Source organism: Pseudomonas protegens, from assembly GCF_013407925.2.
Lineage (GTDB): Bacteria > Pseudomonadota > Gammaproteobacteria > Pseudomonadales > Pseudomonadaceae > Aquipseudomonas > Aquipseudomonas fluorescens_AP.
Map to the genome: position 1 here is coordinate 5276535 of NZ_CP060201.1, position 23899 is coordinate 5300433.

Here is a 23899-nt window from a genome sequence, read left to right on the forward strand (position 1 = left end):
CGGCACAGCCATTGTGCGTTGCTGTGCGTTTCCGAGCCAGGGCCGACTGCGTAGCATGCAGCTCTCAGGTGAGGAGAGACGCTTTGATCGAGTTAGTGATGTATCTGTTGTTGGGCGCAGCCCTGGGCACTGTGGGCGGTTTGTTCGGCATCGGTGGCGGTTTGATCGCCATTCCGGTGCTGGGGGTCATGTTCGGCCTGGATCAGCAGATTGCCCAAGGCACGGCGCTGGTGATGGTGGTGCCCAACGTGATGCTGGCGTTGTGGCGTTATCACCAGCGCAACCGCATCGAATTGCGCCACGCCCTGCCGCTGGCGCTGATGGGCTTCTGTTTCGCCTGGCTCGGCTCGATCTGGGCGGTGGGCATCGACGCGCAGAAGATGCGTATCGGCTTTGTCGCCTTTCTCCTGGTGCTGTCGGCCTACAACCTGCTGCGCATGTTCATGAGCAGCGCGCCGGCCAGCACGCAGATGCGTTATGCCTGGCCGTGGCTGGGGGTTCTGGGCGCCGCTTCCGGGGCCATGGGCGGGTTGTTCGGCGTCGGCGGCGCGGTAGTGGCCACGCCAGTATTGACCAGTGTCTTCGGCACCACCCAGGTGGTGGCGCAAGGCCTGTCCCTGGCCCTGGCGCTGCCGAGCACCGGGGTGACCCTGGTGACTTACGGCGTGCATCAGCAGGTGGACTGGATGATCGGCCTGCCGTTGGCGGTTGGCGGTCTGTTGAGCATCAGTTGGGGGGTGAAGGTGGCCCACGCCTTGCCCGAGCGCCTGTTGCGCGGGTTGTTCTGCGGTTTTCTGGTGGTCTGTGCAGTGATGCTGGCCTTTAAAGTGTGAAGCCCTCGACGATGTGCTCTGCCAGGCACTCGGTGATCGGCGAAGGCTTGCTGAGGTTGCGCACCAGCATGATGCTGGCTTCCGGCAATTGCGGCAGCCCCTGTGCCTCGCCGAGGATGCGCATGTCCGGGGTGATCAGGCTTTCCAGTTGGGCGGTGACCGCCAGCCCGGCGCTGACCACCGCCATGATCGCCGACAGGCTGGAACTGTTGTAGGCAATGCGGTAGTCGAGGCCCGCAGCGTCAAGAGCGTTGCAGGCCCAGAGCCGGCAGAAGCAGTCGCTGTTGAACATTGCCAGGGGCAAAGGGGTTTGCTCGTGGGGATTGAAGCCCTGGGCCACGGCCCAGACGAAGCGCTCCTTGCGCAGCAGTTGGCCGATCTCGCTGCCCGGCTCGCGGGTGACGATGGACAAGTCCAGGTCCTGGCGTTGCAGCAGCTGTTTGCTTGATTCGCAATGCACCTCGATCTGGATCAGCGGGTAGCTCTGGGCAAAGCGCGACAGAATCCCCGGCAGAAAGCGCATCACATAGTCATCCGGGGTGCCGATGCGCACCAGGCCCACCATATGCGGCTCGCGCAGGGTGTTGAACACCTCGCTGTGCAGTTTCAGGATGCGTCGGGCGTAGCCCAGCAGCACCTGGCCCTCGGCGGTGAGCTTGACCTGGCGCCCGTCGCGCTGGAACAGCTGGCGCTGCAGCACGTCTTCCTCCAGGCGCTTCATCTGCATGCTCACCGCGGATTGAGTGCGATTGACCCGCTCGCCGGCCCGGGTAAAACCGCCTTCATCGGCGATGGCGACGAAGGTGCGCAGAACGTCGGTGTCGATGCTGGGGAACTGGGACATTGCATCAAATCCTGAGATGGATGGCATAAGAAACATTCGTTGGATTGATCTTAAGCCCGAGCAGACACTGGCGTCATCCCCACTGGAGGGCAAGATGATGAAAGGTCAAAAGGGTTATGTGCTGGTCCACAAACTGTCATTTCAGGCGCTGTCATTGAGCGGTTTATGGCGCAGGGTCATGCGCTGGCATGAGCTTGGACGCGAGCGCCGGATGCTCGCCGGGCTGAGCGATGCGGCGTTGAAGGACCTGGGCCTGACGCGGGCCGATGTCGAGCATGAGCGGGTCCGCCCGTTCTGGGACGATCCGATGCATAAATAAGCGCAAGCGTGCTACCCAAGCCGTTTCCCGGTGCGCTAGCGTGCGGGCAGACAAGGAGACTCCCCCATGCCCGCAGAATGCTCTTTCTCACTCAAGCAAGCTCGACGACTGGCGCTGGCCGCCCAGGGTTTTGGCGGGCGTCGGCCGCCGGCAACGATCAAGGCCGCGGGGCTCAATCGACAGATCGAGCGCCTGGGCCTGCTGCAGATCGATTCGGTCAACGCCTTGGTGCGGGCGCATTACCTGCCGCTGTTTTCCCGCCTGGGCAGTTATCCACAGGCCTTGCTCGACCAGGCCGCCTGGAGTCAGGGGCGGCAACGCACCTTATTCGAATACTGGGGGCATGAGGCGTCGTTGCTGCCCATGTCCATGTACCCGCTGCTGCGCTGGCGGATGCAGCGGGCGCGGCAAGGGCAGGGCATCTACTCGCAGCTGGCGCGTTTTGGCCAGGAACGCCAGATCACTGTCCGTCGGGTACTGGAGGCGATCCAGGAGCAGGGCGCGCTGGGGGCCGGCAGCCTGTCCACCCGCGAGGAGCGCGCCGGGCCCTGGTGGGACTGGAGCGATGAAAAGCATGCCTTGGAATGGTTGTTCGCCGCCGGTGAAGTGACGGTGGCCGGGCGTCGTGGCTTTGAGCGCCTCTACGATCTGCCGGAGCGGGTGCTGCCGGCGGCCATTCTCCAGCAGCCTTTACTGGACGAAGCCCAGGCCCAGCGCGGTTTGCTGGTGCACGCGGCCGGGGCCCTGGGTGTGGCCACGGAGAAGGACCTGCGGGATTACTTTCGCCTCGATCCCGGCGATAGCCGTGCGCGGCTGGCCGAGTTGCTGGAGTCCGATGAGTTGTTGAGCTGCGAAGTGCAGGGCTGGCGCCAGCCGGCCTATTGTCTGCCGCAGGTCAGGGTGCCGCGCAAGGTTGCAGCCAGTGCCTTGCTCTCACCGTTCGACTCGCTGATCTGGGAGCGCAGTCGCACCGAGCGGCTGTTCGACTTCCGCTATCGGCTGGAGATCTACACGCCAAGGCACAAGCGGGTCTATGGCTATTACGTGCTGCCGTTCCTGCACCGCGAGCGGATTGTCGCCCGGGTCGATTTGCGCGCGGAGCGGGCCATGGGCTGTCTGGCCGTGCACGCGCTGCATGAGGAGCAGCCAGGCCTGGACGAGGAGGGGATTGTGGCGTTGGCCAGGCAGCTGCGGCAGATGGCCGACTGGCTGGGTTTGGAACAGATTCAGCTCAATTGCCAGCGTGATGGCACGCGCCGGTTGCGTGAGGTTATGGCGTGAAGAACTTCGCGGGCCAGCCCGCTCCTACGCTGCCCTTGTAGGAGCGGGCTGGCCCGCGAAAGCGCTTCTCAACGCTTGACCTGCTTGAGCGTCTCGGCGATCAGGAAGGCCAGTTCCAGCGACTGGTCGGCGTTCATCCGCGGGTCGCAATGGGTGTGATAGCGGTCCGACAGGCCGTCTTCGGTGATCGGCCGGGCGCCGCCGATGCATTCGGTGACGTTCTGTCCGGTCATCTCGATATGGATGCCGCCGGCATAGCTGCCTTCGGCCTGATGCACCTGGAAGAACTCCTTGACCTCGGTGAGGATCTGCGCGAAATCCCGGGTCTTGTAGCCGCTGCTGGCCTTGATGGTGTTGCCGTGCATCGGGTCCGAGCTCCACAGCACCTGCTTGCCTTCGCGCTCTACGGCGCGAATCAGCTGCGGCAGGTGGTCGCCGACCTTGTGGGCGCCCATGCGCACGATCAGGTTCAGGCGCCCGGGATCGTTGCTCGGGTTGAGGATGTCGATCAGGCGGATCAGTTCCTCGGTGTTCATGCTCGGGCCGACCTTGACCCCGATCGGGTTGTTCACCCCGCGCAGGAACTCGACGTGGGCACCGTCGAGCTGGCGGGTGCGGTCGCCGATCCACAGCATGTGCGCCGAGCAGTCGTAGTAGTCGTTGGTCAGGCTGTCGCGACGCACGAAGGCTTCTTCGTAATTGAGCAGCAGCGCTTCGTGGGCGGTGAAGAAGCTGGTCTCGCGCAGTTGCGGCGAGCTGTCCATGCCGCAGGCGCGCATGAAGGCCAGGGTTTCATCGATGCGGTCGGCCAGTTGGCTGTATTTTTCGGCCAGGGCCGAGTTGGCGATGAAGTCCAGGTTCCACTTGTGCACCTGGTGCAGGTCGGCAAAGCCGCCCTGGGCGAAGGCCCGCAGCAGGTTCAGGGTGGCCGTGGCCTGGTGATAGGACTGCAGTAGGCGGTCCGGGTCCGGTATCCGGCTTTTTTCATCGAAGCCGATGCCGTTGACGATATCGCCACGGTAAGCCGGCAGAGTCACGCCGTTGATGGTTTCGTCGTTGGCCGAGCGCGGCTTGGCGAACTGGCCGGCCATGCGTCCGACCTTGACCACTGGGCAGCCAGCGGCAAAGGTCATGACAATGGCCATCTGCAACAGCACCTTGAAGGTGTCGCGGATCTTCGCCGCGGAGAACTCGGCGAAGCTTTCGGCGCAATCGCCGCCCTGCAGCAGGAAGGCCCGACCCTGGGTGACTTCGGCGAACTGGCGGCGCAACTCCCGGGCTTCACCGGCAAACACCAGCGGTGGATAACTGGCCAGGGTCTGCTCGACCTGCAGCAGATGCGCGGCGTCGGGGTACTGGGGTTGTTGCTGGATCGGCAGGGCGCGCCAGCTGTCTGGGCTCCAGGGTTGGCTCATCGCGGACTCGAGTGCTTTACGGTGGGAGGGGCATGTTAGCAGCAAATTAGTGCGTGACCTGCTCCTCTCGCTTGGCCGACAATCGCGCCTTTCCCGCTCGCTGCCGAGCGGTTGGTTTCTCGCGCCGGCCTGATTGCGGGCCCCGCGACTAGGAGATGAAATGACTGAGGAGCGCGTCGAGCGTGTGCTCGCCGAGGTTCATGACCAGTTCGGCATGATTCGGGTATTGGAAGTGGCGGACTACCGCTTCCTCGAATTTGGCGACGCCATCGAGCAAAGCTGCGTGTTCACCGCCGACCCCAGCTGGCTGGAGTACGACTACACCCGAGCCATGCTGATCGGTGCCCTGTGTCATGAGGCGCCGGAGAGCGCACTGTTTCTCGGCCTGGGCGCCGGGACCCTGACCCAGGCCTGCCTGAAGTTCCTGCCGCTGGAAGACGTCGAGGCCATCGAACTGCGTCCGGATGTGCCGCGCCTGGCCATCGAGTACCTGGGGCTGGACGACGATCCGCGTCTATATATAAGAATCGGCGATGCCCTGGAGCTGCTGGACAGCGCCGAATCCGCCGACCTGATCTTCGTCGACCTGTACACCGATGTTGGCCCCGGCGTCGGCCATCTGGCCTGGGGCTTTCTGGAAAACTGTCAGAAGCGCCTCAACCCCGGTGGCTGGCTGGTGATCAACCAATGGGCCACCGATGATGGCAAGCCCCTGGGTGCCGCTTTGTTGCGCGGGCTCTATCACCGGCATTACTGGGAACTGCCGGTGAAGGAGGGCAACGTGATTTTGATCGTGCCTGCCGATCTCGATCAGCAGCTCGACCTGCCAGCTCTGAACGCCCGGGCCGAAGCCCTGGCCCCGCGCCTGGGCTACTCCCTGCAACCGCTGATCAAGGCCATTCGTCCCGCTACATAAGCCCTTGGCAGGAAACCGCTGGCCGGCGAAGACAATCGCCGGCCAGCCTGTTCAACAACCCTTGAACACCCCGGGGCGTTTCTCGATCATCGCTCGCACCCCTTCCTTGGCGTCCTCGCTGTTCATCAGCTTGTGCACCAGTGGCGGCAGGCCCTGAGCGGCCAGGGTTTCGCCCTCAAGCCGGGCCTGACGCGCCGACATCAGCGTCGCCTGCACTCCCAGCGGTGCCTGCCGGGCGATGCGTTCGGCCAGCTCGACGGCCCGGGGCAGCAGGTCTTCACTGGCCATCACCTCCTGTACCAGCCCCAGTCGCAGGGCTTCGTGGGCATCGAACTCGTCACCGGTGAGCAACCAGCGCATGGCATTGCCCCAGCCAGCCAGTTGGTGCAGGCGCAGGGTCGCGCCGCCGAAGGGAAATATCCCGCGCTGTACTTCCATCTGGGCAAAGCGGGTATTGCTGGCGCACAGATTGATGTCCGCCGCCAGCATCAGCTCGATACCGATGGTCAGGCAGTAACCCTGCACGGCGACGATCACCGGCTTGCTCACCCGCGGTCCGGCGAATACGCCCCAAGGGTCGCAGCCGCCGGGTGGTGCCTGCCAGCCCTGGGCCAGGGTGGCACCGACATTGGCCAAGTCCAGCCCCGCGGTGAAGTGCTCGCCGTGGCCGAACACCACGGCGATCCGCGCTTGGCTGCTGGCTTCGAACTCGCCGTAGGCCAGGCTCAGTTGGTTGAGCAGCTCCAGGTCGAAGGCATTGCGCTTGGCGACCCGATCCAGGCCGATCAGGAAGAGATGACCGCGCAGTTCGCGGCTGACACGGCTGGCACTGGGCTGATTCATGGACGCGATCCTCAAGGGGGGAAGAGGGAATGGGCGAGACGGCTTTCAAGCACCAGGGTGAATCGTTTTAGCGGTGGCGACCAACAGCGGCGGGCCCAAGCAAAATAGCGCGCCCTTCGAGTCTGCGCAAAGCCCGTGACCATCGGGCGTTGAGCGGATTTTTCCGATAAAAAAACTCCCTTTTTTGAGTAATTCCGGTATAGTACGCGCCGGCCTTTAGCCGGGCCACGTTTAGGTAATGCAATTCCCCGAAGTCAGCTTCGGCTGCTTGTCCGCTGCGCGGACTATCCTTGACGATCCATTCATCCAATCGTTTTCGCAAATCCCCGCCGACAAAGCTGCCAGGGTGACTCTTGAGTCTTACACGGCATGCGCAGCTTTGGAGCATGGGTCTTTGCGGATGCACTTAGAGGCAGACCCATGACCCAGGAAATCGGCGGCTTCGCCGCTCTTGAACTTCATCCCAATATTGTTGCTGCAGTAGTCGCTACCGGCTATGAAGAGCCTTCGGCTATTCAGCAGCAGTCGATCCCGATCATCCTTGCCGGGCACGATATGATTGGCCAGGCGCAAACCGGTACCGGTAAAACCGCTGCCTTTGCCCTGCCTATCCTGCACCGCATTGATCCGTCCAAGCGCGAGCCGCAAGCTCTGATCCTGGCCCCAACCCGTGAGTTGGCGCTACAAGTTGCAACCGCTTTCGAAACCTACGCCAAGCAAATGCCGGGCGTGACTGTTGTGGCCGTCTACGGCGGTGCGCCGATGGGCCCACAACTGAAAGCAATCCGGAATGGCGCACAGATCGTTGTCGCCACGCCGGGCCGTCTGTGCGACCACCTGCGTCGCGACGAAAAAGTGTTGGCCACCGTGAACCACCTGGTTCTCGACGAAGCCGACGAAATGCTCAAGCTGGGCTTCATGGATGACCTGGAAGTCATCTTCAAGGCCATGCCTGAGTCCCGCCAGACCGTACTGTTCTCGGCCACCCTGCCGCAGTCGATCCGGGCCATTGCCGAGCGTCACCTGAAAGACCCGAAACACGTCAAGATCCAGAGCAAGACCCAGACCGTCACCGCGATCGAGCAGGCGCACCTGCTGGTTCACGCTGACCAGAAGACCTCTGCCGTTCTGAGCCTGCTGGAAGTTGAAGATTTCGACGCCCTGATCATGTTCGTGCGCACCAAGCAAGCGACCCTGGACCTGGCCAGTGCCCTGGAAGCCAAAGGCTACAAAGCCGCTGCGCTGAACGGTGACATCGCCCAGAACCAGCGTGAGCGCGTGATCGACTCCCTCAAGGATGGCCGTCTGGACATCGTTGTGGCCACCGACGTTGCCGCTCGTGGCCTGGACGTACCGCGCATCACCCACGTTTTCAACGTGGACATGCCATACGATCCGGAATCCTACGTGCACCGTATCGGCCGTACCGGCCGTGCCGGTCGCGAAGGCCGCGCGCTGCTGCTGGTGACTCCGCGTGAGCGCCGCATGCTGCAAGTGATCGAGCGTGTGACCGGGCAGAAGGTTGCCGAGGTTCGCCTGCCGGACGCCCAGGCTGTTCTCGATGCGCGCATCAAGAAGCTGACCAACAGCCTGTCGCCGCTGGTGGCTGACGCTGAAGCCACCCACGGTGAACTGCTGGATCGCCTGACTGCCGATATCGGTTGCAGCCCGCGCGCCCTGGCCGCGGCCCTGCTGCGCAAGGCTACCAACGGCCAAGCACTGAACCTGGCAGCCATCGAGAAAGAGCGTCCACTGGTGCCTAACAGCGCGCCACGTGGTGATCGTCCTGAGCGTTCCGGCGATCGTCCTGATCGTGGTGACCGTGAGCGTCGCGCGCCAATGCCTCTGGGCGAAGGCCGTGCTCGCTGCCGTACTGCGTTGGGTGCCCGTGACGGTATCGCGGCCAAGAACCTCTTGGGCGCGATCCTCAACGAAGGCGGCCTGGCCCGTGAAGCCATCGGTCGCATCCAGGTGCGTGACAGCTTCAGTCTGGTCGAGCTGCCGGAAGACGGTCTTGATCGTCTGCTGACCAAGCTCAAGGACACTCGCGTTGCCGGCAAGCAGCTGAAGCTGCGTCGCTACCGCGAAGATTGATCCGCCCTCGGGCTGATTGATCAGGCATAAAAAATCCCCGACTGGTTCGGGGATTTTTTTTACCTGGAGTTTGGGCTGGGACTGTTCGCCGGCAAGCCGGCTCCTGCGGGGTTTTGTAGCTGCCTGCCGGTGAGGCATCAGCCAAAGCGGTAGATGTCCATGCCCAGGGCGCCCAGGGTGAAGCCCTGGTGGGCCACGCTGAATTCGCCACCGGCGCCGCGGGCGAAGTACAGCGGCAGCAGGTGTTCATCGCTGGGATGGCTGCGCACGGCATTCGGTGCCTGCTGCCGGTAATCATGCAGGGCCGCTTCATCATTGGCCGCCAGCTTCTCGATCATCCAGTCACGAAAGGCCTTGGCCCAGGGCTCGACGCTTTCTGGACCTGCATGCCAGTCCAGCTCGCGCAGGTTGTGGGTGATGCTGCCGGAGCCGATCAGCAACACGCCCTGTTGCCGCAGGATCGCCAGGGCGTGGCCGATGCGAGTCTGCAACGCCAGGCCCAGGCGGCTGGGCAGCGAGAGCTGGACCACCGGGATATCCGCCTGCGGATACATCAGTGACAGCGGTACCCAGGCGCCATGGTCGAAGGGGCGCTGGCTGTCCAGTTGTGCCGACAGGCCATCGGCCTGGAGCAGTTGCACCACCTGGGCGGCCAGTTCCGGGCTGCCGGGGGCCGGGTATTGCACAGCGAACAGCGCTGCGGGAAAACCGCCGAAATCGTGCCAGGTTTCCGGGTGCGGGCTGGCGCTGACCCGCAGGTCCTGGCTTTCCCAGTGAGCCGAAACCACCAGGATCGCCTTGGGTCTTGGCAGTTCGGCGGCCAGGCGAGCCAGGGCAGGGCCACTGGCGCCGGGTTCCAGGGCCAGCATGGGAGAACCATGGGAGATGAACAGACTGGGGAGCATGAGGAAGGTCCTGAAGGTTAAGATGCGCCATCTTCAATCAGATCATTGATCTAAATCTAATATAAGTTTTAGCGCTTTTTGATCGAATTTTAAGGACTTCTCATGCAAGCGGACTTTTGGCAAAAACGCTGGGAGCGGGATCAGATCGGCTTTCACCTGGCAGAGGTCAACCCTTACCTGCAGCAGTATTGGCCGGCCCTGGGCCTGGCGCCGCAAACCCGGGTGCTGGTGCCGTTGTGCGGCAAGAGCCTGGACCTGATCTGGCTCGCCGACCAAGGGTTCGAGGTGCTGGGCATTGAGCTTGCGGAAAAGGCGGTGGAGGACTTCTTTCGTGAGCATCAGTTGCAGCCGCAGATCAGCCAGCACGGGGAGTTCAAGGTCTACGCCAGCGGGCCCATTCAGCTCTGGTGCGGTGATTTCTTTGCCCTGACTGCCGAGGACGCGGCGGGTTGCACAGCCCTGTACGACCGTGCGGCCATGATCGCCTTGCCGCCGCCGATGCGGCAGCGCTACAGCGCCCACCTCAATGGCCTGTTGCCGGAGGGCAGCAAGGGGCTGCTGATAACCATGGACTACGCCCAGGAGCAATTGGACGGGCCGCCATTCGCGGTGCTCGACGATGAAGTTCGCCAGCGCCTGGGGGATGCCTGGCAACTGCAGGTGGAAACGGAGCGCGACATTCTGGGAGAGAGCTGGAAGTTTCTTCAGGGCGGTGTGACCCGGCTGGTGGAGCGGGTCTATCGCCTGAGCAAGCAGGGCGCGGCGGGATAGGTTTTTAGCGGCCAAGCAAAAGGGCGACTCGCGTCGCCCTTTTGGGTAGTGCCTTGCAGTGGATCAGCCGCGACGACGCAAGGCGTCGATACGCTCTTCCAGCGGCGGGTGGCTCATGAACATGCGAGCCAGACCCTGTTTGATGCCGCCATTGATGCCGAAGGCGTTCAGGGTGTCGGGCATATGCACCGGCAGGCCTTGTTCCGAACGCAGGCGCTGCAGGGCGCCGATCATGGCGTTGGTGCCGGCCAGGCGGGCACCGGCTTCGTCGGCACGGTATTCACGCTTGCGCGAGAACCACATGACGATGGCGCTGGCCAGGAAACCCAGGACCAGCTCGGCGAAGATGGTCGCCACGTAGTAGGCAATGCCCTGGCCTTCTTCGTTCTTGAAGATCACCTTGTCGACGAAGTTGCCGATGATCCGCGCGAAGAACATCACGAAGGTGTTCACCACGCCCTGGATCAGCGCCAGGGTCACCATGTCGCCGTTGGCAACGTGACCGATCTCGTGGGCCAGTACGGCTTTCACTTCATCGGGCGAGAAACGCTCCAGCAGGCCCTGGCTGACCGCCACCAGAGCGTCGTTCTTGTTCCAGCCGGTGGCGAAGGCGTTGGCCTCGTAGGCCGGGAAAATACCGACTTCGGGCATCTTGATCCCGGCTTCGCGGGACAGTTGCTCAACGGTTTGCAACAACCATTGCTCATGGCGGGTGCGCGGTTGAGTGATGATCTGTGTGCTGGTGCTCATCTTCGCCATCCACTTGGAGATGAACAGCGAGAACAGCGAACCGGCAAAACCAAAGACGGCACAGAAAATCAGCAGCTGATTGAGGTTGAGATCAACCCCATTGGCCGCCATGAACCCGTTGAAGCCGAAAAGGCTCAGGGTGATGCTGGCAATCAGCACGACCGCAAGGTTAGTGGCCAAAAACAGCAGGATTCGCATCATGGTTGTAGAAATCTCCTCAAGCTAAAGATGTAGCGTACTGCGGGGTATATAAGGTGCGGCAACGGCCTATTCAATACGGCTTCTATTTCAAACTGTGTCGTCTAGCCCCGGGGCTAGACGCGTGCATTGGCGCGGCGCGGGCGATTGTCGGACGGGGCAAGCAACCGGCTGCGGTGCAGACTTTGTGACAATAGGCCAGGCGGAAAGTGCAAGCTTATAGAAGGGGCGTGGTGCAGGGCAGCGAAGATGTGTTGCTGAATTAATCGCAGTGCGACCGGGTAAGGATCGCACTGCGTGATTCGGATTATTGGCGGTAGGACTTGAGGAAACTTCCGATCCGACCAATGGCCTGTTCCAGGTCGTCGACCCGCGGCAGAGTGACCACCCGGAAGTGATCCGGCCAAGGCCAGTTGAACGCGGTGCCCTGGACCACCAGGAGTTTTTCCGAAAGCAGCAGGTCGAGAACGAACTTCTCGTCGTTATGGATCGGGCAGACTTTCGGGTCGATCCGCGGGAAGGCATACAACGCGCCCATGGGTTTCACGCAGCTGACCCCGGGAATGTCGTTGAGCAGCTCCCAGGTGCGGTTGCGCTGCTCCAGCAGGCGGCCGGGCGGCAGCACCAGGTCGTTGATGCTCTGGTAGCCGCCCAGGGCCGTCTGGATCGCGTGCTGGCTGGGCACGTTGGCGCACAGGCGCATGTTGGCCAGCATGTCGATGCCTTCGATATAGCTCAGGGCATGCTGCTTGGGACCGGAAATGGCCACCCAGCCGGAACGGAAACCGGCCACGCGGTAGGACTTGGACAGGCCGTTGAAGGTCAGGCACAGCAGGTCCGGTGCCAGGGAGGCGGTGCAGATGTGCACGGCGTCATCGTAGAGGATCTTGTCGTAGATCTCGTCCGAGAACACCACCAGGTTGTGCTGGCGGGCCAGTTCCAGCATGCCCAGCAGCACTTCCTTGGGGTACACGGCGCCGGTGGGGTTGTTCGGGTTGATGATCACCAGGGCCTTGGTGTTCGGGGTGATCTTGGCCTTGATGTCGGCCAGGTCCGGCCACCAGTTGGCTTGCTCGTCGCACAGGTAGTGCACCGGGTTACCGCCGGCCAGGCTCACCGCGGCGGTCCACAGCGGATAGTCCGGGGCCGGTACCAGCACTTCGTCGCCGTTGTTGAGCAGGGCCTGCATGGCCATCACGATCAGTTCGGAAACACCGTTGCCCAGGTAGATGTCTTCAATGCCGATGCCTTCCACCTGCTTTTGCTGGTAGTACTGCATCACCGCCTTGCGCGCACTGAACAGGCCCTTGGAGTCGCTGTAGCCCTGGGCGGTGGGCAGGTTGCGGATCACGTCCTGGAGAATCTCGTCCGGCGCTTCGAAACCAAAGGGCGCCGGGTTGCCGATGTTCAGCTTGAGGATGCGATGGCCTTCCTCTTCCAGGCGTTTGGCGTGCTTGAGCACTGGGCCGCGAATGTCATAACAGACGTTGGCGAGCTTGTTCGATTTGCTGACCTGCATGGCGATGTGTTCCCGAAAATGAACGATCCAGGCGGAGGGTGAACTACCGTACTGGGAATCCTGCCGTGTCACACCGGCCTGTAGCCCGCACCGGTTGCGGCAAAATCCGTTTGAATGGGTGTAACGCGGCTGCCAGACTGGCGTCTGACGAGGCGCAATCATACGTGCCGCCCGATCCGTGGAAAAGACACAGATCGGGCTTTTTCCGTTGCAGAGGAAGGACCATGGAAAAGCTGGAAAAAACCCTGGAAGAATGGCGGGCGATGCTCGATCCGGAGCAGTACAACGTCTGCCGGCTCAAAGGCACCGAACGCCCGTTCTCGGGCAAGTACAACGCCACCAAAACCGATGGGGTCTATCACTGCATCTGCTGCAATGAGCCTTTGTTCGACTCCCGGGCCAAATTCGACTCCGGTTGTGGCTGGCCCAGTTTCTACGAGCCGATTGCCGACAGCGCCATGGTCGAGATCCGTGACATGAGCCACGGCATGATCCGCACCGAAGTGGTCTGTGCCAAATGCGATGCCCACCTGGGTCATGTCTTTCCGGACGGTCCGCCACCCACCGGCCTGCGTTACTGCATCAACTCGGTGTGCCTGGATCTGCTGCCGCGCTAGGCAGCAAGGCGACTCGTGCAGTCGCCTTTTCATCGATTAAATTGCACACAATTTAATTGGGCGCTATTTTTAGCGGCTCTTATCTTGAGTGGAATTGCTGCCATGACCGACTCGCTGCTGACTATTCCCTGTACCACCATCAAAGGCGAACACAAGACCCTGGCGGACTTCGCCGGCAAGGCCGTGCTGGTGGTCAATACCGCCAGCAAGTGTGGCTTCACCCCTCAGTACAAGGGGCTTGAGGAGCTGTGGCAGACCTACAAGGACCAGGGCCTGGTAGTGCTGGGTTTTCCCTGCAACCAGTTCGGCAAGCAGGAACCGGGCGACGAAGGGGCGATTTCCGAGTTCTGCGAGCTGAACTACGGCGTCAGCTTCCCGCTGTTCAAGAAGATCGATGTCAATGGCGCCGCGGCCCACCCGCTGTTCGTCCAGTTGAAGCAGCGCGCGCCCGGTGTCCTCGGTTCCCAGGGCATCAAGTGGAACTTCACCAAGTTCCTGATCGGTCGGGACGGCAAGCTGGTCAAGCGCTTCGCTCCGGCGACCAAGCCCCAGGACCTTAGCCGCGAGATCGAAGCCCTGCTCAAATGAACGATTTGCCCGTGGATTCTTCCCTCCAGCTCGACCGCCAGCTGTGCTTCAAGCTGTACGCCGCCTCGCGGGCGGTGGTGCGTGGCTACAAGCCGATGCTCGACCGCCTGGGCCTGACCTACCCGCAGTATCTGGTGATGCTGGTGCTGTGGGAGTGGCAGGCGACGCCGGTGCCGCAGCCGACCGTCAAAGCCCTGGGGGAGCGCCTGTTGCTGGACTCCGGAACCCTGACCCCGCTGCTCAAGCGTTTGCAGCAATTGCAATTGGTGCAGCGTCAACGTTCCGGGCGTGATGAGCGCGAAGTGCACCTGAGCCTGAGCGAAGCCGGACTGGCGCTGCGCGATCAGGTGCCACCGCTCAAGGCGGCGCTGTTGTGCGACAGCGGCGTCAATCTCGACAACCTGGATCCCTTGCGCGACGGCCTCGATCACCTGTTGCGGCAGATCAGAGCCGTGTCGTAGTCGGCACCCACTGGTCCAGCAGGGCGATCAGTTCCTCGCGGCGAAACGGCTTGGCCAGGTAGTCGCTCATCCCCGCGGCCCGGCAGCGTTCACGCTCCTCGGGCATGGCGTTGGCGGTCAGGGCAATGATCGGCAGGTCCGGCCAGCGTCCGCTGCGACGGATCTGCCGGCTGGCCTCGTAACCGTCCATGACCGGCATGTTGCAATCCATCAGCACCAGATCGAAGCGGTTGTGCTCCAGCTGGTTGAGGGCTTCGGCACCGTGGGCGGCCACGGTCACCGCGCAGCCGAGCTTGCTCAGCATGCCCTTGGCCACCAGCTGGTTCACCGGGTTGTCTTCCACCAGCAGAATCTCGGCCCGGCGGATCTGCGTCGGCATGTCCAACTGGGCGTCATTGAGGGTGATGGTTTCCGCCTGCAACGAGCGGCGCAGGGTCTGATACAAGGCATTGCGCGCCAGGGGGCGGGCCTGTTGCTGCAGTGGCGCCAGGGCGCTGGCCTCTTCGCTGGGCAGGAAGCTGCCATAGGCGGTCACCAGCAGGATCGGCGCGGTAATGGCCGGGCGCAGGCCAAACAGGCATTCCGGGCAATCGGTGATCAACAGATCGGGATTGACCCCGGCCAGGGAGGTTTCGATGTCGTAGCGCCGGTAGTCCAGGCCCCAGGTCGGCAGCAGCGAATCGAGCAATTCGGCCAGGCCGCTTCCGGCATTGGTTATGCCCACGACTTTTCCGGACAAGGCCGGCGGGGGGGCCGAAGGGGTATGGCAAGGCAGCGGCAGGTCGGCGCAGAACTGGCTGCCAAAACCGACTTCCGAACTGATGCTCAGGCGCCCGTTCATGGCTTCGCACAGGTTGTTGGTCAGCGCCAGCCCCAGGCCGGTGCCACCGTACTGACGGGTAATGCCGGCGCCGGCCTGGGTATAGGGTTGGAAAATCTTCACCTGGGCTTCCTGGGCGATGCCGATGCCGGTGTCGCAGATCTCGATGCGCACCCCGTCACCCAGGGGGCTCAGGCGCACATCGACCCGGCCGAAGCGCGTGAACTTGAGGGCGTTGGACAGCAGGTTGCTGACGATCTGCCGCACCCGCATCGGATCTCCCAGCACCAGCGCCGGAAAGTCCGGAGCGATCAGGCAGGCCAGTTCCACCCCGGCCGCCGCGTTCTGCGACAACAGGTTGGCGGTGTCCTCCACCAGCACCCCGAGGTCGAAGGGAATGCGCTCCAGTTCCAGCTGCCCGGCGTCGAACTTGGACATGTCGAGAATGTCGTTGAGCAGTTCCACCAGCACCTTGCCGGAGTCGTGGGCGATGGACAGCTGCTGGCGCTGTTCGGGGTTCAGAGGACTGTCCAGGGCCAGGGCGATCATCCCCAGCAAGCCATTGAGCGGGGTGCGGATCTCGTGGCTCATGTTGGCCAGGAACGCGGCGCGGGCCTGGGCCATGTCCAGGGCGGTGCGTCGGGCAAGTTCCAGTTCCTCGTTGGACTGGCTGAGCCGGGCGTTGCTGGCCTTGAGCTCGGTGGTGCGCGCCGAGACGATGTTTTCCAGCTGCCCCAGGTACTCGGTCAGGCGGTTCTCGGCAATGCGGCGCTGCTGGATTTCCGTGGCCATGATCTCGAACTGCTGGTTGGCGACCTTGACCAGCACCCCGACTTCATCGTTCTCATGTCCCGGGGGAAACTCCAGCGGCGCCTGTTGCGGGCTGCGCGGATCGCGGCTGCTGAGCTCGCGAATCACCCCCACCAACGGCTTGGTCAGCATCACGTAGAACAAGGCCAGGAGAATCCCGGTGAGGATCAGGCTGCGGGCAAAACCGTTGATCAGGGTGACTTCGGCGCGGCGCAGGAAGCGACTGCCGAAGGCATAGGTGTCCACGTCCAGATGCAGGGTGCCCAGGGATTCGTCCGGCAGGTGGCTCAGGTACAGGCGGTCCTCGAACTGACGGTCGGCGCCGAACAGGAAGTCGCTCAGGGCCCGGTAGCCGCTCTGTTGCGGCGGGCGCTCGACGTTGGCCAGCAGGGTGTTGTTGTTGTCGATCAATTGCGCGCGAATGATCGCCGGTGAGCGCAACAGACCCAGGGTCAGCTCCTGGGCCAGTTCGGCGTCGATGTTGTAGGCAATGCGCGAGGCCGGGTTGTGACTGATTTCCAGCAATGACTGGATTTCGCGATTGATGGAGGCGTCTTCACTGGCATAATCGATGCCGATTTGCAGCAGACTGAGCGCGGTCCCCAGAATGAAACCCACCAGCACGGTGAGCCGGGCCTGTTTATAGGACAGGCGGTTGGTGAACTTGATATCCATGGGGGGCTGAACCACTTTCGTTTCCCTTCGCTGCGCAAGCATAGCTGATCATCTTTGGTTGCCGGTCGGTTCGGCAGCAGCTGACAAGGCGATAGACCCTTTGATCAGGACGGCGTTTGGTCTGTGTGCCGCATCATTACCTTGAACGTGCCTGAGGAAAAGCCGTGGATGCCCGATTGAATGCATTTCTTGAACGTGCCGACGCCGTGCTGGCCCGGATCGAACCGCTGTTGCCGACCCTGCGCCAGAGCATCGACTGGAACCAGTGCCTGGCCGCGCGCTGGCAGCGCGAAGGCCGCAGCGGCTTCCTGCTGCCGCTGGAGGTCAGCCTGGACATGCGCTTGAGCGATCTGATCGGGGTCGACAAGCAGCGCGAGCAACTGGCGCGCAACACCCGGCAGTTCCTCGATGGCCTGCCGGCCAACCATGCGCTGCTTTGGGGTTCGCGTGGCACCGGTAAATCCTCCCTGGTGCGCGCCTTGCTGGCCGAACATGCCAAGGGCGGCCTGCGCTTGATCGAGATCGAACGTGATCACCTGGCGGACCTGCCGCGGGTGGTGGAGCAACTGGTCAAGCTGCCCCAGCGTTTCGTGCTGTTCTGCGATGACCTGTCGTTCGAGGCCGGCGAGGGCGACTACCGGGTGCTCAAGAGCGTGCTCGACGGCTCCCTGGAACAGGCCCCGGAAAACGTGCTGTTGTACGCCACCTCGAACCGTCGGCACCTGGTGCCGGAAAAAGAAAGCGACAACGAGAACTGGAAGCGCGTCGATGGCGAGTTGCACCCCAGCGAAGCGGTGGAAGACAAGATCGCCCTGTCGGACCGCTTCGGCCTGTGGCTGTCGTTCTATCCCTTCACTCAGGAACACTTTCTCAATGTGGTGGAACACTGGATCGGCGAGCTGGCGCGCAAGGCCGGCTTGAGCTGGCAGCGCACCGAGGAGCTGGACATTCTGGCGGTACGCTGGGCCACCGGGCGGGGCAACCGCAACGGCCGCTGTGCCTATCAATTTGCCCGCTATTGGGTGGGCTTGCAGTTGTTGGAGCAAAAAGCATGATCGATTTGCAAAGTGCCGGCCAAGGTCTGGACGGCTATGGGCTGCTGTGTGCCCAGTTGGAGTCGCTGCTGGCCGATGAGCGTGACTTCATCGCCAATGCGGCGCAGTTCTCGGCGTTCCTGTTCAGCCAGCTCGACGACCTGAACTGGGCCGGCTTCTACCTCAACCGCAACCAGGAACTGGTGCTGGGCCCGTTCCAGGGCCAGATCGCCTGCGTGCGGATTCCCTTCGGTCGTGGCGTCTGCGGCACGGCCGCGGCCACCCTGCAGACTCAGCGGGTCGAGGATGTGCATGCCTTTGCCGGACACATCGCCTGTGACAGCGCGTCCAACAGCGAGCTGGTGGTGCCCCTGGTCAAGGACGGCCGGCTGATCGGCGTGCTCGACCTGGACAGCCCGAAGCTGGCCCGCTTCAGCCCGGCGGACCAGGCCGGTATCGAACAACTGGCGGCGATCTTCCTGCGCCTGAGTGACTGCTGACCGCCATCAGGCGCTCAACCCTGCCTTTTTCAACAGCGCTTCCCGATCCACGGCATCGATCTGCTCCGGCACCAGGAAGCGCTCGGCGTAGCGCTGATAGATCTGCTGCTGGAGAAACAGCTCGAACAATTCGGGATCGATGTGGGCGTCGCGGCACATCATGGCCATGATGTTCAGCGCTTCGCTGAGGGTCTTGCCCTTCTTGTAGGGGCGGTCCGCTGCGGTCAGGGCTTCGAAGATATCGGCAATGGCCATCATCCGCGCCGGCAGGCTCATCTGTTCGCGCTTGAGCTGCTTGGGGTAGCCGCTGCCGTCCATTTTCTCGTGATGGCCGCCGGCGATCTCCGCTACGTTCTGCAGGTGGCTGGGGAAGGGCAGGTGGTTGAGCATGATGATGGTCTGCACGATGTGGTGATTGATCACATAGCGCTCCTCGGCGGTCAGCGTGCCCCGGGGCACGCTCAGGTTGTACAGCTCGCCCCGGTTGTACTTGTGGGCCGGCACCTGGAGCTTGAACCCCCAGGGATTGTCCGCGGTCATGATCTCCACGGCGCTGCGCTCCAGCAGGTGTTCGGGCTTGTCCGCCAGCAGCCGTTCCAGCACCGGCAGGCTGGGCGCCGGGGTGCGCTCCTGGCGCTTCAGCTCTTCCCAGGAAACCCCCAGGCGATCATCCAGGGTCCGGCTCCAGGTGCGCTGGGCGATTTCCCGCAGGCGCTGCTGGTCGGCGTCGGCCATGAACTCGGCCCCCAGGTTGCAGCGCGCGACGAAGGCGAAGTCGTCGTCCAGGGCGCGCAGGCGCTCGTCGCGCTCGGCGGCCCGGGCGCTGGCTTCGGCCCCTTCGGCCACGGCCCGCCAGTAATCGATCCAGGCATCGCGCTTGAGCACTTCGAAGCGGGTGCGGATTTCATGGATCCGATCGTTCAGGGTTTCCAGCTTGGTGGCCTTGTCCACCACATATTCCGGGGTCGTGACCTTGCCGCAATCATGCAGCCAGGCTGCAATATGCAGGGCTTCCCACTCGTCGTCGGTGGGCTGGTAGGCGGCGAACCGCGGGTCGTCGCTGGCGGCCGCGGCCTCGGCCAGCATCAGGGTCAGGGCCGGTACTCGCTGGCAGTGGCCGCCGGTGTATGGGCTCTTGGCGTCGATGGCCCCGGCCAGTAGTTGAATGAAGGCGTCCAGCAGCTGCTTCTGCTTGTTCTGCAGGCGCTGGCTCTCGATGCACAGCGCGGCGGTGGCGGACACCGCCTGGATAAAGGCGATCCGATCCGGACTGAGTCTGTCCAGGTCCGCCTCGGCACCGCTGTCTTCCAGAAACAGCAGGAGCATGCCCACCATTTCGTGATGGCGATTGCGCAAGCGCAGGCCCAGCAAGTGGGCGCTGGGACTGTCCAGGGCCAGCAGCACGCTTTGCAGGCTGCCGGCCTGTTCAAAGCCCAGGGTGGTGACCACGGTGTCAGTGTCGGTGAGTTGGCGCAGCCAGTCCGGAAGCCTGTGGTCGGTCAGGTCCTTGGTGGCGATATTGAATCGCGGTAGATCCTGATGTTCGCCGTCGATGATCAGGCCATGGGGCTCCAGGCGCGCGCCCTTGCTTTCAGAGAGGTAGATCAGGCCGGCCTTGGCCTGGGCCAGCTTGACGGTTTCCGACAGCACTCGTTGCAGCAGCGGGTCGAAGCGGGTTTCCGCCGACAGGCTGGCATTGATCTCGAAAAAACTCGCCAGGGTGTCTTTCATCCTGGCCATGGACACGCTCAGTTGATCCACTTCCAGCACCGGTGAACGGCGTGACATCGGCGCCTTGAAGTCGAAACTGCGGATGGCATCGGCTTCTTGCACTAGGGCGCGCAGTGGCCGCACCAGTACGCGGGAGATCAGCCAGCCCAAGGGCAGGCACAGCAGCAGAATGGTCAGGGTGATCAGTGCGCCTTGCCAGCGCAGGCGGTAGGCATCGGCCAGCAGTTCATCCTCGGGCACCAGCAAGGCCAGTTGCAGACCGCCTGGTCCGCCCTCGGCGATCCGCTTGCTGGCGACGATCCAGCTGCGCCCCTGGGACTGCAAGTGGCCGTTCTGTGCCTGGCCTCGCAGCAGCGCGCCGAACACCGGGTTCAGGGCATTGGCCTTGATCAAGCGTGCGCTGTGTTTCTCCAGGACCAGTTTGTCGCTGTCGGGATAGGCCACGACGTTGCCCTTGTCGTCGAGCAGGGCTATCTCGGTGCCGGGGGTGACCCGGTGCTTGGCCAGGGTCGAGGACAGTTGTTCCAGGGTCAGGTCGGCGCCCATCACTGCCAGATCGCCGCTGCTCAGGGCCAGGGTGGTGCCGACGTTGTTGGTGGAATAGAAGACGTAGGGTTCGGTGGTGATCTGCTCGGTTTCGCTGCGGGCATTGGAAAACCAATCGCGGTTGCGAGGGTCGTAGCCGTCCTGCGGGTGCTCCAGGCGGCCGATCATGGACAGCTGCGAATCGAAGAACAGCGATTGCGAGTGCGTCTGCCCGATGCTGGCATTGCGCTCGATGCTCCAGACCTCGTAGGCACTGTTTGGCGGCGCCTGGCGCTGATTGCGGATAGCGTCGTCGCGCAAGGGCCGCACCATGAAGAAATCGCCATTGGCATACCCCAGGTACAACGAGGCCAGGTTCGGGTTGTCCTGCAGCGACTGACTGAAGGGCCTGAGCAGGGCCAGGCGCTGTTCAAGGTTGCCGCTCTGGGTCGCCGGGGCCCCGGCCAGCAGGCGCAAAAGATGGCGGATCGGCTCGTAAGTGGACTTCAGGTCGCCGTGCACATCCTGTTCGATGCGCTGGAAGAGCTTTTCGCTGCTTTGCAGGATGATGCGGGTGGTCTGCCGGTAGTTGTAGATCCCCAGGATGACTCCGGTGAGCAGCATCAGCAGGGTGAACATCACACTGATGTGTATATGAAGAGGAAAGCGACGTAGGGCAGGCTTTGGCGTGCTCGGCATTGCAATTCTCTCCAGAAGCTCATGAGGCTGAGGGTCAAGGCCCAAGCATAGTTAAGGCCGGCTGTTCCTGCCTTGGCCTGTCCGCTGCAGGTGACGGGTTTGGTCGGCAGTGACGGGTGGCGAGGCAATACTGGCCTTTTGCTATTTTCCTGGCAAGCGCAGGCTTCACGGCGGATTCGTCACCTGTGGGGCGGTGGTTTTCTGCTCCCCGGATTGCGCCTTCAAAGGCTGAGGTGCCGGGTTATCCAGGTGAAGGTGCAAGGACTGGGCGAAGTGCACCAGGTCCCGGTCCAGGCGGCGCACGGCAGCGTTTATCGCCTCCCGTGCAACAGGTTGCAGGCACGCCTGCTCCAGGGCCTCGCACCCGGCCTGCAACGACTCGGCCCTGACCATCAGCGCCGAGCCCTTGATCTTGTGGGCCAGGGCCACCAACGCCCGGGGATCACTGGCCGGGAGCCGTGCGAGTTGGCGCCGGTCTTCCTGGCAACAGCGCAGCAGTTCGTTGAGCATGCGCCGGGCGAACAGGGGCTTGCCACGGGTCAGGGTCCGCAAGGTGCGGATGCTGAAACTGTCGGCCCGCGGCCTGGGCTTGAGGCTTGCCAGCCGGCGGCTCAAGCGTTCCAGGCTCAGGGGCTTGGCCAGACAGTCATGCATGCCGGCGTCCAGGCCGCGCTGGAGCGCTTGTGGGTCGTTGTCGGCGCTGCAGCCGATCAGGGTAATCGCCGGCCTCTGCTCGCAGGTTTCGTGTTGGCGTATGGCCTCGGCCAGCTGGTAGCCGTCCATCGATGGCATGTTGCAGTCGAGAATCAGCAGGTCGAAGTCGCCCTGGCGCCACAACTCGAAGGCCTGGCGCCCGTCTTCGGCGCAGGTGACCCGGTGTCCGAGGTACTCCAGCTGGCCCTGCAACAGGGTCAGGCTGGCGCGGTGATCGTCCGCCAGCAGCACATCCAGCGGCACCGTGGACGCGGGGAGCGGCTCTGCGGCGTCCGCATCAAGCTGGGCGGGCCGTGCACCACGGCCGCTCAGGGGCAGCCTGACCCGCGCTTCGCAGCCCGGGCCGCTGCGCCCGTGCAGGCTCAGGCTGCCGCCCATCTGCCGGCACAACTGATGGCTGATGGGCAGGCCAAGCCCGGCGCTGTTTCGTGGTGACTGGCTGTCGGGGTCGATCTGGGCAAAGGGCTGCAACAGCCCCTGGCGTTGCGGCTCGGGAATGCCGATGCCGCTGTCTTGCACCTGCAACAGCAGCTCGTACCGGTCCTGGGTTGTGGTGGGCTGCAACGTCGCCCTGACCAGGATCTCGCCCTGCTGAGTGAACTTGATCGCGTTGCTCAACAGGTTGCCCAGCACTTGCTTGAAGCGCAGAGCATCGATCAGCACCTGGGGCTCCGGGCTGGGGGCGTTGAATTGCAGCTCCAGCGCCAGGCGCTTTTGCCGGGCCAGGGCGCGGAACACAGCGATCTGCCCCTCGACGCAATCGCGCAGGTCGACCCAGGTCGGGTTCAGGCGCAGGTGGCCGGACTCGATCCGGCTGATGTCCAGCAGGTCATCCAGCAGTTCCTTGAGGTCCCCCGCCGCGCCCAGTGCCAGCTTCAGCGGCGCGTGCTGGGGCGAACGGCTGCCGGTGCGGCGCAGCACCAGCTCCAGCAAGCCGATCAATGCGTTCAACGGGGTGCGCAGTTCGTGGCCAAGGTGCCCGAGGAAGCGGTTCTTGTTGCGATCGGCCTCTTCGGCGTGCTGCTTGTCGGCCTCCAGGGCCGCCGCCGAGCGGGCCAGCGCCTGCAATTGCTGGCGTTGCTGGCGCAGTTGCCGATAGAGCCGGACCTGGTTGAGCAAGGCGGCCAGCAACACAAGCATCAGGAACATGATGCCAACGGGCTGGAGCAGGGTGTTGATCATCGCCCGGCCGCTCGCTGCGACCGTGGTAGCGGGAACCGGGGCTTCATATCAGTTCATTGCGCTTGGCCATGTCCACCAGTTCATTCATCGAGGTGGTGGCCAGTTTCTGCATGATGCGCTTCTTGTAAGTGCTGACGGTCTTGTGGCTGAGAAACATGCCCGTGGCAATTTCCTTATTGGTCTGGCCCATGGCGAAAAGTTGCAGAACCATCAACTCCCGATCATTCAACGAGTTGAATTGGGCCAACTCCAAAGTTGCTCCCAGGGCGGGCCGGTCAAGGTGCAGGGCCTGGCTGGGAAAGTAGTTGTAGCCGTTGCAAATGGCCTTGATGGCACTGAGCAGTTCACTCAGGTCTTCGCGCTTGCACACATAGCCACTGGCACCGGCGCGCATGCAGCGACTGGCAAACAGCGCCGCGGACTGGGCCGTCAGCACCAGGATGCGCAGGGGTTGATGCAGGTTGCTCAGGCGCTCCAGCAGCTCCAGGCCATCGAGCTTTGGGATGCAGATGTCGAGGATCACCAGGCTGGGTTCGCATTCGCGGACCATTTGCAGGGCATCCACGCCGTTATCGGTTTCACCAATGATCTGATACCCCTCGTGCTCCAGCAGAATACGCACCGCCATGCGAATCACGGGATGATCGTCAATGATAAGTACTGAGCCCATGTTGGCCTCCTGCCGATAAAGGAAAGTCCGAACAGTAGCCCAGCGGCGAGAGCGGAAATAGTTGCGAAAGTGTTGAAAAACCCAATCTAAGACAGGTCTTACAACGAATAAGGGGAGGTATTACAGCCGATTGGCAGTCACGTGAAGTTAAGGCCGGATCTATGGGGCGCAGGATGCCCCTGAAG

Annotated in this window: 20 protein-coding genes and 1 pseudogene; 11 read left to right on the plus strand and 10 right to left on the minus strand. The window is 63.0% G+C overall.

Features of this window, described 5'->3' with window-relative positions:
• Positions 1-83 precede the first annotated feature (83 nt).
• Positions 84-833: a sulfite exporter TauE/SafE family protein gene (locus GGI48_RS24650; protein ID WP_016968518.1), complete on the plus strand. Its 750-nt coding sequence runs from the start codon at positions 84-86 to the stop codon at positions 831-833.
• Here GGI48_RS24650 and GGI48_RS24655 read toward each other — a convergent pair.
• Positions 823-1677, minus strand: coding sequence for a LysR substrate-binding domain-containing protein (locus GGI48_RS24655; RefSeq protein ID WP_047305533.1), 855 nt, complete (start codon positions 1675-1677; stop codon positions 823-825). The two genes, GGI48_RS24650 and GGI48_RS24655, sit on opposite strands and share 11 nt — an antisense overlap.
• A gap of 97 nt (positions 1678-1774) precedes the next feature.
• On the opposite strand from GGI48_RS24655, the gene GGI48_RS24660 reads away from it, so the two are divergent.
• Together GGI48_RS24660 and GGI48_RS24665 are read left to right on the plus strand one after the other, a co-directional pair.
• Positions 1775-1996, plus strand: a complete 222-nt coding sequence (locus GGI48_RS24660) for a DUF1127 domain-containing protein (RefSeq protein ID WP_042942269.1) — start codon at positions 1775-1777, stop codon at positions 1994-1996.
• Positions 1997-2062: 66 nt separating this feature from the next.
• Entirely contained in the window at positions 2063-3277 is a 1215-nt protein-coding gene (locus GGI48_RS24665) for a winged helix-turn-helix domain-containing protein (RefSeq protein WP_179600411.1), read from the plus strand.
• Between the two features lie 68 nt (positions 3278-3345).
• Here the strand turns inward: GGI48_RS24665 and GGI48_RS24670 are convergent, their stop codons facing one another.
• Entirely contained in the window at positions 3346-4692 is a 1347-nt protein-coding gene (locus GGI48_RS24670; RefSeq protein ID WP_016968521.1) for a class II 3-deoxy-7-phosphoheptulonate synthase, read from the minus strand.
• A gap of 160 nt (positions 4693-4852) precedes the next feature.
• On the opposite strand from GGI48_RS24670, the gene GGI48_RS24675 reads away from it, so the two are divergent.
• Positions 4853-5608: a spermidine synthase gene (locus tag GGI48_RS24675; protein ID WP_047305530.1), complete on the plus strand. Its 756-nt coding sequence runs from the start codon at positions 4853-4855 to the stop codon at positions 5606-5608.
• A gap of 51 nt (positions 5609-5659) precedes the next feature.
• Here the strand turns inward: GGI48_RS24675 and GGI48_RS24680 are convergent, their stop codons facing one another.
• Complete coding sequence (locus GGI48_RS24680; RefSeq protein WP_047305528.1) at positions 5660-6451, minus strand: crotonase/enoyl-CoA hydratase family protein; 792 nt, start codon at positions 6449-6451, stop codon at positions 5660-5662.
• 386 nt (positions 6452-6837) lie between these two features.
• Here GGI48_RS24680 and GGI48_RS24685 point away from each other — a divergent pair.
• A pseudogene (locus GGI48_RS24685) lies at positions 6838-8545 on the plus strand (DEAD/DEAH box helicase).
• 137 nt (positions 8546-8682) lie between these two features.
• Here the strand turns inward: GGI48_RS24685 and GGI48_RS24690 are convergent.
• Positions 8683-9450, minus strand: coding sequence for a class III extradiol ring-cleavage dioxygenase (locus GGI48_RS24690; protein ID WP_179600413.1), 768 nt, complete (start codon positions 9448-9450; stop codon positions 8683-8685).
• Between the two features lie 102 nt (positions 9451-9552).
• Between GGI48_RS24690 and GGI48_RS24695 the strand changes: the two genes are divergently transcribed.
• Complete coding sequence (locus tag GGI48_RS24695; RefSeq protein WP_179600415.1) at positions 9553-10221, plus strand: thiopurine S-methyltransferase; 669 nt, start codon at positions 9553-9555, stop codon at positions 10219-10221.
• A gap of 63 nt (positions 10222-10284) precedes the next feature.
• On the opposite strand, the gene htpX is transcribed toward GGI48_RS24695, so the two are convergent.
• Together htpX and GGI48_RS24705 are read right to left on the minus strand one after the other, a co-directional pair.
• Entirely contained in the window at positions 10285-11172 is an 888-nt protein-coding gene (gene htpX, locus GGI48_RS24700; protein WP_016965069.1) for a protease HtpX, read from the minus strand.
• A 304-nt stretch (positions 11173-11476) separates the two neighbouring features.
• Positions 11477-12688, minus strand: a complete 1212-nt coding sequence (locus GGI48_RS24705; protein ID WP_016965070.1) for a pyridoxal phosphate-dependent aminotransferase — start codon at positions 12686-12688, stop codon at positions 11477-11479.
• 224 nt (positions 12689-12912) lie between these two features.
• Between GGI48_RS24705 and msrB the strand changes: the two genes are divergently transcribed.
• The 3 genes from msrB to GGI48_RS24720 all read left to right on the plus strand — a co-directional run bounded on the left by msrB (position 12913) and on the right by GGI48_RS24720 (position 14354).
• Positions 12913-13305: a peptide-methionine (R)-S-oxide reductase MsrB gene (msrB, locus tag GGI48_RS24710; RefSeq protein WP_047305526.1), complete on the plus strand. Its 393-nt coding sequence runs from the start codon at positions 12913-12915 to the stop codon at positions 13303-13305.
• Between the two features lie 102 nt (positions 13306-13407).
• Positions 13408-13893 (plus strand): glutathione peroxidase, encoded by a 486-nt coding sequence (locus GGI48_RS24715; RefSeq protein WP_016965072.1) that lies wholly within the window; start codon positions 13408-13410, stop codon positions 13891-13893.
• Positions 13890-14354: a MarR family winged helix-turn-helix transcriptional regulator gene (locus tag GGI48_RS24720; protein WP_103739954.1), complete on the plus strand. Its 465-nt coding sequence runs from the start codon at positions 13890-13892 to the stop codon at positions 14352-14354. The genes GGI48_RS24715 and GGI48_RS24720 overlap by 4 nt, the downstream gene beginning before the upstream one ends.
• On the opposite strand, the gene GGI48_RS24725 is transcribed toward GGI48_RS24720, so the two are convergent.
• Entirely contained in the window at positions 14338-16659 is a 2322-nt protein-coding gene (locus GGI48_RS24725; RefSeq protein ID WP_047305523.1) for a response regulator, read from the minus strand. The two genes, GGI48_RS24720 and GGI48_RS24725, sit on opposite strands and share 17 nt — an antisense overlap.
• A 164-nt stretch (positions 16660-16823) precedes the next feature.
• Between GGI48_RS24725 and GGI48_RS24730 the strand changes: the two genes are divergently transcribed.
• Entirely contained in the window at positions 16824-17714 is an 891-nt protein-coding gene (locus tag GGI48_RS24730; protein WP_016965075.1) for an ATP-binding protein, read from the plus strand.
• Complete coding sequence (locus tag GGI48_RS24735; protein ID WP_016965076.1) at positions 17711-18193, plus strand: GAF domain-containing protein; 483 nt, start codon at positions 17711-17713, stop codon at positions 18191-18193. The genes GGI48_RS24730 and GGI48_RS24735 overlap by 4 nt, the downstream gene beginning before the upstream one ends.
• Before the next feature lie 6 nt (positions 18194-18199).
• Here GGI48_RS24735 and GGI48_RS24740 read toward each other — a convergent pair whose 3' ends face one another.
• From GGI48_RS24740 to GGI48_RS24750, 3 genes are all read right to left on the minus strand, one after another.
• Positions 18200-21148: an HD domain-containing phosphohydrolase gene (locus GGI48_RS24740; RefSeq protein ID WP_179600417.1), complete on the minus strand. Its 2949-nt coding sequence runs from the start codon at positions 21146-21148 to the stop codon at positions 18200-18202.
• Positions 21149-21313: 165 nt separating this feature from the next.
• The gene (locus GGI48_RS24745; protein ID WP_179600419.1) at positions 21314-23044 is read right to left on the minus strand and encodes a response regulator; all 1731 of its coding nucleotides are present in this window, start codon (positions 23042-23044) and stop codon (positions 21314-21316) included.
• Positions 23045-23087: 43 nt separating this feature from the next.
• A complete protein-coding gene (locus GGI48_RS24750) occupies positions 23088-23714 on the minus strand; it encodes a response regulator transcription factor (protein WP_016965304.1) in 627 nt (208 codons plus the stop codon).
• Positions 23715-23899 lie beyond the last annotated feature (185 nt).